The sequence below is a fragment of the Pedobacter flavus genome (genome assembly GCF_036324285.1).
GTDB classification, from domain to species: Bacteria; Bacteroidota; Bacteroidia; order Sphingobacteriales; family Sphingobacteriaceae; genus Pedobacter; species Pedobacter flavus.
In genome coordinates this window covers 369616-383422 of the sequence record NZ_JAZDQU010000002.1, presented here as the reverse complement: position 1 = coordinate 383422, position 13807 = coordinate 369616, and the positions used below count along the sequence as shown (strand labels likewise).

General features: G+C 35.2%; 12 protein-coding genes. 5 read left to right on the top strand and 7 right to left on the bottom strand.

What is annotated here, in order from left to right; translation table 11 throughout:
* Positions 1 to 141 precede the first annotated feature (141 nt).
* The 4 genes from VRU49_RS07700 to proS form a co-directional block, all read right to left on the bottom strand.
* Complete coding sequence (locus VRU49_RS07700) at positions 142 to 1059, bottom strand: TIGR02757 family protein (protein WP_330146202.1); 918 nt, start codon at positions 1057 to 1059, stop codon at positions 142 to 144.
* Complete coding sequence (locus VRU49_RS07695) at positions 1060 to 2199, bottom strand: cystathionine gamma-synthase (protein WP_330146201.1); 1140 nt, start codon at positions 2197 to 2199, stop codon at positions 1060 to 1062.
* Positions 2200 to 2247: 48 nt separating this feature from the next.
* Positions 2248 to 2943 carry a hypothetical protein gene (locus VRU49_RS07690; protein ID WP_330146200.1) on the bottom strand — a complete coding sequence of 232 codons (696 nt, stop codon included), beginning with the start codon at positions 2941 to 2943 and terminating at the stop codon, positions 2248 to 2250.
* 66 nt (positions 2944 to 3009) lie between these two features.
* Positions 3010 to 4482, bottom strand: coding sequence for a proline--tRNA ligase (gene proS, locus VRU49_RS07685; protein ID WP_330146199.1), 1473 nt, complete (start codon positions 4480 to 4482; stop codon positions 3010 to 3012).
* Between the two features lie 102 nt (positions 4483 to 4584).
* On the opposite strand from proS, the gene VRU49_RS07680 reads away from it, so the two are divergent.
* Together VRU49_RS07680 and VRU49_RS07675 are read left to right on the top strand one after the other, a co-directional pair.
* On the top strand, positions 4585 to 5523 hold the full coding sequence (locus VRU49_RS07680) for a hypothetical protein (RefSeq protein WP_330146198.1): 939 nt from the start codon (positions 4585 to 4587) through the stop codon (positions 5521 to 5523).
* A gap of 15 nt (positions 5524 to 5538) precedes the next feature.
* Positions 5539 to 7017, top strand: coding sequence for an OmpP1/FadL family transporter (locus VRU49_RS07675; RefSeq protein WP_330146197.1), 1479 nt, complete (start codon positions 5539 to 5541; stop codon positions 7015 to 7017).
* Here the strand turns inward: VRU49_RS07675 and VRU49_RS07670 are convergent.
* Positions 7014 to 8834, bottom strand: a complete 1821-nt coding sequence (locus tag VRU49_RS07670) for a UbiD family decarboxylase (RefSeq protein ID WP_330146196.1) — start codon at positions 8832 to 8834, stop codon at positions 7014 to 7016. The genes VRU49_RS07675 and VRU49_RS07670 overlap by 4 nt on opposite strands.
* 171 nt (positions 8835 to 9005) lie before the next feature.
* Between VRU49_RS07670 and VRU49_RS07665 the strand changes: the two genes are divergently transcribed.
* Both VRU49_RS07665 and VRU49_RS07660 read left to right on the top strand, forming a co-directional pair.
* Positions 9006 to 10349, top strand: a complete 1344-nt coding sequence (locus VRU49_RS07665; protein WP_330146195.1) for a LysM peptidoglycan-binding domain-containing protein — start codon at positions 9006 to 9008, stop codon at positions 10347 to 10349.
* The gene (locus tag VRU49_RS07660; RefSeq protein ID WP_330146194.1) at positions 10339 to 10986 is read left to right on the top strand and encodes a uridine kinase family protein; all 648 of its coding nucleotides are present in this window, start codon (positions 10339 to 10341) and stop codon (positions 10984 to 10986) included. Before VRU49_RS07665 ends, VRU49_RS07660 begins: the two co-directional genes overlap by 11 nt.
* Here VRU49_RS07660 and VRU49_RS07655 read toward each other — a convergent pair.
* Both VRU49_RS07655 and VRU49_RS07650 read right to left on the bottom strand, forming a co-directional pair.
* Positions 10983 to 11642 (bottom strand): 3-oxoacid CoA-transferase subunit B, encoded by a 660-nt coding sequence (locus VRU49_RS07655; RefSeq protein ID WP_330146193.1) that lies wholly within the window; start codon positions 11640 to 11642, stop codon positions 10983 to 10985. The two genes, VRU49_RS07660 and VRU49_RS07655, sit on opposite strands and share 4 nt — an antisense overlap.
* A 6-nt stretch (positions 11643 to 11648) precedes the next feature.
* Positions 11649 to 12350: a CoA transferase subunit A gene (locus VRU49_RS07650; protein WP_330146192.1), complete on the bottom strand. Its 702-nt coding sequence runs from the start codon at positions 12348 to 12350 to the stop codon at positions 11649 to 11651.
* Positions 12351 to 12612: 262 nt separating this feature from the next.
* Between VRU49_RS07650 and sucC the strand changes: the two genes are divergently transcribed.
* On the top strand, positions 12613 to 13803 hold the full coding sequence (gene sucC / locus VRU49_RS07645; protein WP_330146191.1) for an ADP-forming succinate--CoA ligase subunit beta: 1191 nt from the start codon (positions 12613 to 12615) through the stop codon (positions 13801 to 13803).
* The last annotated feature ends 4 nt before the right edge of the window (positions 13804 to 13807 follow it).

The window sequence follows — 13807 nt, the reverse complement described above, 5'->3', positions numbered from 1 at the left end:
ATCATTGCATTTTGCAATTTTCAATTAGAAATAAAGGGGAATGAATAAATTGACCAATTATTGAAAATGGATCTTTAAACTGTTTTAATGAGTTTATTTTGTGTCTAAAGGTAGGATTAGGGTTTATTTAGTGCTTATAGCTTAATATTTAGTTTTCTTAAAATTAAGTATACCGCCCATTCTGTTTACTTCTTCTACACCCAAACTAAATAAAGCAAAATCGTATTTTACAGGATCCATTGGATCAAAAAGTCGCAAATTTCTGGTGAGTTCTTCGGCCGTCCGCCAATCTAATTGTTTACGGTTAATTAAGCCTAAGGCTCTTCCAATTCTGTCGACATGTACATCGCAAGGACAAATTAACATACTCGGATTAAGTTTTTTCCAAATTCCAAAATCTACCCCTTTATTGTCGCTACGTACCATCCACCTTAAAAACATGTTTAATCGTTTACAGGTCGATTTTTGAAGGGGCGAAGAAATGTGCTTACGAGTTCGCCATGGAAAATCTTCTAAAGAGAAGAAATATTGCTTAAAATAATTTAATGCATCTTCAATTTCAAATCCCATATTACTCGCCATACAAGGCGATGAATTTAAAGCCGAATTCATACTCACACCCCCTAAATAGTCTATATTAAACGCTAAGTCATTAGGGATAAATGCATCTTCTAAACTTTCGTGGCGTTGATAATGCATTTTAAAGAATTCCACAAAATAGAGTAAGTCGGTATCGTTAAATGTTCTGTGCTTAAAACCTAATAGATTTTTTAGATCATGATCTTCATGATGAAGCATAAATTGATAAGGCGCATTGTCCATGCGTTCCATCAACTCAGTCATTTTATTGATAATGGTTTTCCTTTGTCCCCAAGCAAGAATAGCTGCAAAAAATGCAGCTATTTCTATATCTTGTTTTTTAGAAAACCTATGTGGGATACAAATTGGATCCTTTTCTATAAATGCGGGTTGATTGTATTTTTCTACTTTATGATTTAAATAATCGCGTAAAGCAATAAATGAACCTTCCGTTAATTGAGCTACATCCTTCCCTTGCATTTAAGCTAATGCTTGTTCCAAATCAGCAATTAAATCGTCGATATCCTCAACACCCACGCTTAAACGCAATAGGTTGTCGGTTACCCCTACTTTCTCTCTTGCTTCTTTCGGAATAGAACCATGTGTCATGGTTGTTGGGTGATTAATTAAAGACTCTACCCCTCCCAATGATTCTGCCAGGGTGAATACTTTAAATTTAGAAGCTATTTTAAAGGTTTCTTCTAATCCTGCATTTTTTAATGTGATTGAAACCATACCACCAAAATCGCGCATTTGTTTTTTCGCTATTTCATGATTTGGATGAGATTCAAATCCTGGCCAATAAACATGCTCTACTTTTGGATGATTTTTAAGGTAATGTGCCACCTTAGCGCCATTTTCACAATGTGCTTTCATTCGTAAATGCAAGGTTTTAATCCCTCTTAATACTAGGAATGAATCTTGTGGACCAGGGGTTGCACCGCATGCGTTATATACAAACCATAACGATTTATAAAGTTCTTCGTCGTTAACACAAAGTGCGCCCATTACCACATCGCTATGTCCGGCAATATATTTGGTAACCGAGTGCATTACAATATCAGCACCTAAATCTATCGGGTTTTGTAAATATGGCGAGGCAAAAGTATTATCTACACAAAGTTTTATACCATTAGCTTTGGCAATTTTAGAAATACCTGCAATATCCACAATTCTCATAGTTGGATTGGTAGGCGTTTCTATCCAAATTAATTTGGTGTTTTTATTGATGGCTTGTTCAATATTCTCAGGTTTATCTAAATCTAGAAAATGGAATTTTATCCCATATTTTTCATAAATTTTGGTGAATATCCTATAAGAACCACCATATAAATCGTCACCCGTAATTACTTCATCACCAGGGCTTAACAACCTTAAAACAGCATCTGTAGCACCCATCCCACTACTAAAAGCCAATCCGTATTTTGCATTTTCTAAAGCTGCAATACAATCTTCTAATGCCTTACGAGTTGGATTGGTTCCTCTAGAGTATTCATAACCTTTATTATCGCCAGGAGAACGTTGCCAATAGGTAGAAGTTTGATATATTGGAGTCATAACCGCTCCAGTTGTTGGATCTGGCTCTTGACCAGCGTGAATAGCTTTTGTTGCGAATTTCATGATTTTACTATTTTAAATTGTAAAAGTATAAACGTTTACATGGGTTTATTATATATTATTGTTGTTTTGCATTTCTGCTTTAAACTGATAGCCTAAACGTTTTCCGGTTGGGTATCCGCTGGCCGCCAAAATGGTTTGTTTTTGATATAGGGTTATGTCTCTTACAGATTCATAAGCCGGTAATCTAAGATCTGTATTGATGCAATTTAGAATTGCTATTTCCAAAATCTTGGTAATTTGCTCTTCATTGATCTCTTCTTCACTAAATGCTTCGTACAAAAATCCGAGTTCACCTTCGCCTTCAACAATAAATTTCTTGTCCTTATTTACCAAAATCCTGGCAATTAAGGTTCCCTCATCGGCTAATCTATTGTATTTAATTGAGTCTGCCAGAAAATTATGAATATAGATTACGCCACAATAGCTTCTAGAAAAATCCTGCTTTAAGTAGGTAGAAGAATAAATTCTATGTCCCTCTTCAAAATTAAACACATTGCTATGCATAGAAAGCATGATCATATCACCAGAAAATTTCAATTCTGCTTCAAATTGATGCGAGTCCTTATAAACAATTTCTACAGATGGGTCAGATAGCGTATAATCTTGGTGCAAGCGCGACCCTAATTTCGACAATGCCTTTTTGGTTGAGGCAAAAACATCGACCGTATTCCTGTAAATTTGTTGTTTAAGGGAAGCTCTGGTTTCTAATTTTTGAAGTATTAACTGATAATTTGATGTTTCCATTACTTTCCAATTATGTTGAATTTCAAATGGCAAAATAGCCTTAAATTTTCAACAAATTAATATTTTTTAATATGCCCTAGCAAAGTACACTCTTTGTTTAGAAGGTTTACCAGTTAAGATACACGTTCCTTCTTCTAAAGGATTATTTAAAGGTATACAGCGAATAGTAGCTTTTGTTTGTTCTTTTATTTTTTGCTCGGTTTCTGGAGTTCCATCCCAATGTGCCGCTATAAAACCGCCTTTATTATCCAATAATTCTACAAATTCTTCTAACGAATCTGCCTTAGTGATATGTGAATTTCTATAATCTAAAGCCTTTTGGAAAATAGATTTTTGAATTTCTTCCAATAAGTTCTGGATATACGTATCTAAACCGTCTTGAGCTACAGTAAATTTCTCTCTTGTATCTCTTCTTGCTAATTCTACGGTACCATTTTCCATATCTCTAGCACCAATAGCTATACGCAATGGAACACCTTTTAATTCGTATTCTGCAAATTTAAAGCCCGGACGTTGTGTGTCGCGGTCGTCATATTTAACTCTAATATTAAGCGCTTTTAATTTTAGAATAAGGCCATCAACAAATTCAGTAATTTTAGCTAAATCTTCTTCTCCTTTATGAATTGGAACAATTACAACTTGAGTAGGTGCCAATTTTGGAGGAAGTACCAATCCTAAATCGTCGCTATGCGCCATAATTAAAGCCCCAATTAAGCGGGTTGATACCCCCCAAGAGGTTGCCCAAACATGCTCAATTTTACCTTCTTTATTGGTGAATTTTACATCAAAAGCTTTTGCAAAATTCTGACCTAAAAAGTGAGATGTACCCGCTTGTAAAGCTTTTCCATCCTGCATTAATGCTTCTATACAATAAGTTTCTATAGCACCAGCAAAACGTTCGTTCGGCGATTTTACACCTTTAACAACCGGTACAGCCATCCAATTTTCTACGAAATCTGCATAAACATCCAACATTTTCTCTGTTTCTTCTATGGCTTCCTTCGATGTTGCATGTGCTGTATGGCCTTCTTGCCATAAAAATTCTGAAGTACGTAAAAATAAGCGTGTTCTCATTTCCCAACGTACAACGTTTGCCCACTGATTTACTAAAATTGGTAAATCGCGGTAAGATTGAATCCAACCTTTGTATGTATTCCAAATAATGGTTTCAGAAGTAGGACGAACAATTAACTCTTCTTCTAATTTTGCTTCCTCATCAACAATAATTTGTCCGTTTCCATCGTTCTTTAAACGATAGTGCGTAACTACTGCACACTCTGTTGCGAATCCTTCTACGTGCGAAGCTTCTTTAGAGAAAAACGATTTGGGTATAAACAATGGAAAGTATGCATTTGAATGCCCTGTTTCCTTAAATTTTTGGTCTAAAACTGACTGCATATTCTCCCAAAGAGAATAACCGTATGGCTTAATTACCATACATCCCCGTACTGAGGAGTGTTCAGCCAGATCGGCTTTAATAACAATGTCGTTATACCATTGCGAATAATCCTCGTTTTGACTTGTTATACCCTTGCTCATATATAATTGGAATGTTAATTGTGTTAAATTATTTGTTATGTTATCCACAAATTTATAAATTTAATACAAGATTGTAGCTCGCATACAAATAAAACACATCATATGAAATCTAAATTATTTATTTACACAGCTTTTTTGATGACTATTTTAGTCGTCTCCTCTTGCTCGCTACCAAGAACTGCGCAGCATGGAGCTTATGATGACGATGTTTACATTACTCGTGTAGAAACACCTGTTTATGAAGACACTTTTTCATCTAATTCTGAATCCGTTGCAAGTGCTTATCCTGATAATCAGCAAGATAATTATGACAATAATTATTATGACGATCCATATTATGGGTTAGATTACTCTACACGTTTAAATAATTTTTACGGTACTGGTTTATACAGACCTTATTATAATAGCGATTACTATTTTGGTTATTATTCTAACCGATTTATGCCTTGGTACACTTATTCTCCATCGCTTTACATGGGAATTAGATGGGGAAATTCATGGTATAACTACGATCCTTGGTATAGCGATTTTTACTATGGATATAGATATAATCCATATTTTGGTTTAGGTTATCCATACTACATTGGAGGTGGTTATTATGGCGGAGGTTACTATGGTGGCGGTTACTATGGCGGAATTCGCTATCCTATAGGAAGTCCAGCTGTAAACCCTAATTATGGTCCAAGACCAAACAGAGGTAATGATTATATAAATAGAAACCCAATGAGTGGTACTAACGATGGAAGACCTAATAGAGATGTTCAGACTCAAGGCCGACCAACCAATACCAATCAGACTCGTCCAAATACAAGTACCCCTCAAAGAGGCGCTACTGCAAATACAAATGCACCAGCAAGACCTTCGAGAGAAACTACTACTCAATCTAGACCATCCGGACAAAGTTCAGCTCCAGCTTCTAGACCTCAGGTTCAACAACAAAGACCGAGTTCTTCTAGTTCAGGAAATTCTGGATCAAGTTCTTCTAGAGGTAGTAGTGGCGGAAGCAGTAGTTCGGGCCGACCAACAAGAGGTGGAAATTAAACATTACTTAAGCTTATGAAATTTAAAATTCTTAGTCTAATGGTAGCATTATCAGCTATCACAGCAACAACATATGCACAATATGCAGGAGATGTTTTACGCTTCTCAGAAACAAATTATTCTTCTAATGCAAGATTTAAAGCTATGGGAGGCGCACAAATTGGTGTGGGTGGCGATTTAAGTTCTTTGGGTGGAAATCCAGCAGGTTTAGGACTTTTTACAAAATCTGAATTTAATTTCTCTCCAGAATTTAGTAGCCTAAATACCAGAACCAATTATTTTAATGAAGGGTATAAAACCAGTAAAACAATTCCTTTCGTCGGACAAATGGGCGCTGCATTCTACCTTCCTTCTTATACTTCTAATAATTCTAAAGGCGCATTAAGTGTGGTATTTGGTTTGGGTTACAATAGAGTGGCGGATTATAATAACGATTTTACTTTTGGTGGTGTAAATAACCAAAGTTCTTTCGCCGATTATTTTGCAGAAATTGGTGGCTCTTCTTCTCCTTCTAATTTAGGTAACAACAGCCTCGAAAAATGGGCATACAACAATTATCTAATTAGTTATGATAATGCTGGTTATTACTATCCCGAAACTTATGTAAACAATACTCAATTAGCAAAAGAGTTAAGAAAAGGTAATAGTTCTGAGTTTAATTTATCTGCAGCAGTAAATATTTCAAACGAGTTTTATATTGGTTTAGGAATTAATTTTCTTACGTTAGATTATACAAGGGATGCAGAATTTAACGAAAAAGGAATGGCCCGTGAATTAACCACTCAAGGTGTTCCAACAGGAAATCAAAAACCTTATAATTTTATTTTCGGACAAAACCAAACTACCACCGGTGAAGGTGTAAACGGAAGATTAGGTTTTATATTTAGACCAGTTCCTGAATTTAGAATTGGAGCTACTATCCAAACGCCAACCTGGATGGAGGTAAAAGATACCTATACAGAATACCTAGACAATAGAAAAACAGCTGGAGGCACCAGCAATACCAATACTTACGAATACAATTACAATATAAAAACGCCAATGAAAAGTTCTATTGGAGCAAGTTATGTAATCGCTAGCACAGCATTAATTAGTGCCGATATTGATTATGTGGATTATGCTTCAGCTAGAATTTCTGATCCTTATACTTATGAAACCCAATTGGTAAATGAAAATAATGCCAATATTAGAAACAGGTATCAGGAAGCATTAAATTATAGAATTGGTGCTGAAATAAAATTTGATAATATTAGCTTAAGAGGTGGATATGCATTAAATGGTAGTCCATATAAAGACAATAAAGATCAATACACTCAAGTTTATACAGGTGGATTAGGTGTTCGTATAAACAATTACTCTATAGATTTAGCTTATCAACATTTAGAAAACAACAGTAATTTTAGTCCTTATAATTTAGTATACGGCACCACACCATCAACCGATGTTAACTTAAAAAAGAACAACGTGATGTTGACGATAGGCGCCAGATTTTAAATTATACCCTGTAAAGAAGCTCCATTTCGGCCCAGTGCATCAACCCTGCTTTCTATAGCTGGATCCTTGATTAATTCTGGTGCGTGATGGGGCTTTTTTCTTGCGTCGATAATCAACGGACCTGTACATCCCCAATGCTTATTCTTTGTAAAAGCACCGATTCCATGAATATCTGCAGCTGGGTTGCTCCTAGTAAAAGTTACCCACAGAAAATTATTTAAAGTGGCAGCCAAAAATTGCAGATCATCACATAAAATGAATAACCTAGCACCTGAAATTGGTTTTTTATTCCAAGCTTCTTCTAAAGCTTTTATGGTAGTCAAAGTTTCGTCTTCGTTTTTATAAGCTGCGCCTTTAACCGCCAATACACCAGGCAATACAAAACTACTTTCAAAGCCATCTAAACTAGCTTCAGTTCTTAATAATTCATATTTTGGTTCACCTACTGCTGCGATAACCACTTTAGAACCAGAATTTATTCCGTCACCAGAATAATCGAGCGTATCTATTGTAGTTTGAGTTTGAAAATGTATATCTCTTGTAAAATCTACGCGTTCTAGCATATGAATCATAAAATTTGCATGATCCGTAGATTTTAAATTTTTATTGTCCTCCTGCGCAGCAATGAATAAGAATTTAGCTAAACTCAATTGGTTAGTCCCTAAAATTCTATTCGAAATAGTTAATAATTCTTGAGGCCTTTTTGTTTCTAAATAAGGGGTATATCGCTCACTGCCAATCGCAAACAACAATGGATGTACTCCTGCTGCATCAACCGCATTAAGCTCTTTTAAACCTGGAACTTCTAGCGGTAAAGCAGATCCCGAAATCTCATGTATTAATTCTCCGAAACTGGTATCTTCTTGTGGTGGTCTGCCTACAACTGTAAACGACCAAATAGCATTAGGTTTATGGTAAACATTATGCACTTTCATTACAGGAAATGGATGAACCAAACTATAATAACCTAAATGATCTCCAAATGGTCCTTCGGGTTTATTATCGTTCGGATAAACTGTCCCTGTAATCACGAAATCAGCATCCGCAGAAATACAAAATCCTTCATCGTCATAAAAATATCTAAATCTTCGTCCACATAAAGCGCCTGCAAATGTCAATTCAGAAAGTCCTTCTGGAAGTGGCATTACTGCCGATAATGGATGTGCGGGTGGACCGCCAACAAATATACTCACCTTTAAAGGCTTACCTATTGCTTGAGCCTTTGCTTGGTGAATACCGATGCCTCTATGAATTTGATAATGCAAACCAATCTCCTTGTCTGGAATATAATTATTCCCGTTAAGTTGAATCCTGTACATCCCTAAATTAGACTTCATGATTCCTGGATTCGCCACGTCCTCCGTATAAACTTGAGGCATAGTAACAAACGGGCCTCCGTCGTCCATCCAGTTTACAATTTGCGGCAATGCACTTATGGTAGTTTTATGGAAGGGTGATTTAGAAAACCTTTGTCTTAATGGCAAGGCCGAAATAGCACCCATTGCAGCTTTTCCAGCCAATAATGGATTTTTTATGGCCTTAATTGGGTCGTTACGCAATTGAACCAAACGTTCAACACTATTTAAGGTGTCCCTAAAAATAAATTTAGATCGATCTAAAGTTCCGAATAAATTAGAAACAGCTGGAAATTTAGATCCTTTTATATTTTCAAATAATAAAGCTGGCCCTTTATTATCATATACCCTCATATGAATGGCGGCCATTTCCAAATATGGATCTACTTCTTCTTTTATTCGAACTAAATGCTTGTTCGCTTCTAAATCTCGAACACAGTCTTCTAAACTTTTATATCCCATAGGGATAAAGATATTAACTAATTTCTGATATAATATTCATAATATATTCATAATTTTTAATGAAATTAGGCATCAGAACAATACGAAACTAGTTCAATCGTTTTATCTGCATATCCACCGATAAAATATTTTTATCGTAAATTTGTAAATGAAAACAACCATAAAGCTAACATGCAGAAAATATTAAGCCTTACATGCATTTCTATCATTCTTACAATCAGCACAGTAAGGGCAAATAGCTTATTAGATTCTATTGGTGTCGAAAATTTGAACGGCAAGAAAGTTGTATTGCATAAAATAGATCCTAGTGAGACTTACTATGCTTTAGGAAGAAAATATAACGTAGCTCCAAAAGATATCATAAGTTTTAACAATAATAAGACATTAGTGCCCGGTGTAATTATAAAAGTACCTACTCAGCTTCCATTTACAAGCCAAGCGGCTGTTTCAACTGAATCTGGTGCTCAAAAAACGCATATTGTTAAAGCCAAAGAAAATTTAAGTATTATATCTAATCTATACGGAATAACGGTTGCTCAATTAAAAGAAGCAAATCAACTTAATTCTAATAATTTATCAATCGGACAAAAATTAATTATTCCCGGGACAGCTCCAAGCCTACCAACTGCAGCCGCTCAAGTTGTAAATACCACTCCTACTACCTCAGTTTATACACCTCCTGTGGTTAATAAACCTGCAAATACAACAATTACTAATTTTGTAGAACATGCGGTAAAACCTAAAGAATATTTAAATAAAATTGCCCAAGATTATAATACTACTGTAGAAGCTATTAAAAGTGCAAACAACCTTACCTCAAACAGCTTAAAAATTGGTCAAATTTTAAAAATCCCTACCGAATCGACTAATGTCGCGGCCAATACCAATGCGCCAGTAAGCACAACACCAGTAATTACAAATCCTACACCAACAAACTCCAATGTTACTAGTCAAAATGCACCAAATACTAGTGGAAGAACACATACAGTAAGTGCTGGAGAAACTATTTTCAGCATTGCACAACGCTATGCTTTAACTGCTTTTCAACTTAGGGAAGCCAATAACTTAACTGATAATACCATTAACGTTGGACAAGTTTTAAAAGTTCCAGGATCTAGTATGACAGGTGTTTCTGTTCCTGAAGCAAATAGAAATACTACATTTGCTGATACAGTAGAAACCATTTCAGACCCTAATTTAAGACGAAGTCCTAGTGTTTACGGATTAAACCATGTTGAAGAAAAAGGTACTGCGGTTTGGATAGAAGATCCAGATTTAGACCCTACTAAAATGTTGGTTCTTCATAGAACTTTACCTATAGGAACAATTATAATGGTTAAAAATCCAATGGGAAATATTTCTACCTTTGCAAAAGTTGTAGGAAAATTCACTGAGAATGAAACTACAAAAGATGTAATAATCGTAGTTACAAAGGCGGTAGCCGAGAAACTAGGTGTTTTAGACAAAAGATTTTTCTGCAATTTAAGTTATGCAGCACAAGGGAATGACAAATAATAAACCTCACATTATAGGTATAGCCGGAGGAAGCGGCTCTGGTAAAACTTTCTTTTTAAATTGCTTTTTACATCATTTTAAACAAGATGAGGTAACGCTAGTATCGCAAGACGATTATTATATTCCCGCGGGCGAAATGACCCAGGAGGAAAATAAATTATACAATTTTGATTTACCTTCTACCATTGATGATGTACAATTTCTAATTGATATCAAAAAAATAATTTCAGGCGAAGTTGTTTATAAAAAAGAATACAATTTTAACAACCCTATTGCTGTAAATAAAATTTTAGAAATAAAACCCGCTCCAATAATCATTGTTGAAGGTTTATTTATTCTACATTTTAAAGAAATTGCCTCTTTACTAGACCATACTATTTTTATAGAAGCTGATGAAGAAATTTCTTTACAACGGAGAATTCAGAGAGATGGATTTGAAAGGGGTTATCCAGAAGAAGATGTGCTTTATAAATGGTACAACCATGTATTACCAGCCTACAAGGAATATTTACTACCTTATAAAGAATCCTGTAATCGGATAATTATCAATAATTCTAATGATCCGGATGATATCATCAGAGTTACTGACGATATATCCGGAGAATTAAAAAAAATCTATTTAGCAGAAACACTTTAGTCGATAATCATTTCTGGAACATAATCTGGCACAAAAAGCTTTCCGGCAGTAGATTGCTTAATATGATCTACTGAAACACCTGGCGCTCTTTCTACTAATTGAAAACCGCCCGTTGGTAAAATATCCAAAACGGCCAATTCAGTTACTACTTTCTTAATGCAGTGAATTCCTGTAAGTGGAAGTGTACATTTTGGAAGTAATTTAGATTCTCCAGCTTTATTTACATGTTGCATAGCCACAATAATGTTTTTAGCTGATGCTACTAAATCCATTGCTCCCCCCATTCCTTTCACCATTTTCCCAGGAATTTTCCAATTGGCAATATCTCCATTTTCAGAAACTTCCATCGCTCCCAAAATAGTCAAATCTATTTTTTGAGCACGTATCATTCCAAAACTCATGGCTGAGTCGAATATAGAAGATCCGGGCAAAGTAGTAATGGTTTGTTTTCCAGCATTTATTAAATCTGCATCTTCTTCCCCTTCAAAAGGAAATGGTCCCATTCCTAACAATCCATTTTCCGATTGTAAAACCACAGGCATACTTTCTGGAATATAATTAGCAACCAATGTTGGTATTCCTATACCCAAATTAACATAATAGCCACTTTGAATTTCTTTTGCTATACGTTTTGCAATTCCGTTTTTATCTAACATATGCTATTATTTTTTAGATCTTACTGTTCTTTGTTCAATACGCTTCTCATAATTTTTCCCCTCGAAAATTCTATGTACATAAACACCAGGTGTATGAATTTGATCAGGATCTAATTCTCCGGCTTCTACTAAAATTTCTACTTCTGCAATGGTAATTTTACCAGCCATCGCCATAATTGGGTTAAAATTTCTACTGGTAGATTTAAATATTAAATTCCCTGCGGTATCTCCTTTCCAGGCCTTAACTATGGCAAAATCAGCATCAAATGCGTACTCCATTAAGTAATCTTTACCTTTAAAATTACGTACTTCTTTACCTTTTGCAACTTCGGTTCCGATACCAGCAGGTGTAAATATTGCTGGCATGCCATACCCGGCTGCTAAACAACGGGTAGCCAACGTACCTTGAGGTATTAATTCTACTTCTAGTTCTCCACTTAAGAGTTGTCGCTCAAACTCCTCGTTTTCGCCAACATAGCTCGAAATCATTTTTTTTACCTGTTTGGTTTTAAGCATTAAGCCAATTCCAAAATCATCAACCCCTGCGTTATTAGATATACAGGTCAAATTTTTTGTTCCCTTTTTCACTAAAGCGGTGATACAATTTTCTGGAATACCGCATAATCCAAAACCGCCAAGCATTATGGTTGCACCATCTTGAATGTCACTAATTGCTACTTCAGGACCCTCTACAACTTTGTTTATCATATGATTAGTTTTTTGCTAAATTAAGCAATCGTAGACAATGGAATGGTATAAAAATAGAAAAGTTAACAGACGCCAATTTGCATAGATGTAATAGCAAGACTTACAAACACTCTAATACCTTAATTTATAGCCTTCTATAACATCTAAAGTAATCAGTATAACAATAATTTTATACTATTACAATCAATTTATAAGATTAACTAAAGATAATTGTTAAAAAATTCACTCGAAAATTGTAGCTTTGAGCAAATAATTAAGCAGAATGAACATCCACGAATATCAGGGAAAGCAGATCCTTAAAAGCTTTGGTGTTAATATCCAAGAGGGTATAGTTGCAGAAACACCAGAACAGGCAGTAGAAGCAGCTAAAAAAATGAAAACTGACTATAATTCTGACTGGGTTGTGGTTAAAGCACAAATCCATGCAGGTGGTCGCGGTAAAGGTGGTGGTGTTAAGTTGGCTAAGAATTTAGAAGAAGTTCAACAAAGAGCATCCGATATTATTGGAATGCAATTGGTAACACCTCAAACTGGTCCAGAAGGCAAGAAAGTTAATAAAGTACTTATTGCTCAAGATGTATATTATCCAGGTCCATCTGAAACTAAAGAGTTTTATATGAGTGTTTTACTTAACAGAAGTAATGGCACCAATATAATTATGTATAGTACAGAAGGTGGTATGGATATCGAAGAAGTTGCTGAGAAAACTCCTCACCTTATCTTTAAAGAAGAAATAGATCCTAAAGTTGGTTTACAAGCTTTTCAAGCTAGAAAAATTGCTTTTAACTTAGGTTTAAGCGGAAATGCTTTCAAAGAAATGGTAAAATTTGTAAACGCTTTATATAAAGCTTATGATAATACCGATTCTGCAATGTTCGAAATTAATCCGGTTTTAAAAACCAGTGACGATAAGATTATTGCAGTTGACGCGAAAGTAAATTTAGACGAAAACGCTTTGTTTAGACACCCAGATTATGCCGCAATGCGCGATAAATCTGAAGAAGATCCAACCGAAGTTGAAGCAAGTGAATCTAACTTAAACTATGTTAAATTAGATGGTAACGTTGGTTGTATGGTTAATGGTGCTGGTTTAGCAATGGCAACTATGGACATAATTAAATTGGCAGGTGGCGAACCAGCTAATTTCTTAGATGTTGGTGGTACGGCAAATGCTCAAACGGTTAAAGCAGCTTTCAATATTATCCTTAAAGATCCTAATGTAAAAGCTATTTTAATTAATATTTTTGGTGGTATTGTTCGTTGCGATCGCGTTGCGCAAGGAGTAATTGATGCTTATAAAGAAATTGGAAATATTCCTGTTCCAATTATTTGTCGCCTTCAAGGTACAAACGCCGAAGAAGCAAAAAAATTAATTGACGAATCTGGATTACACGTTTATTCTGCAATTGCATTAAAAGATGCTGCAGACTTGGTAACGAAAGTACTGGCCTAAATAA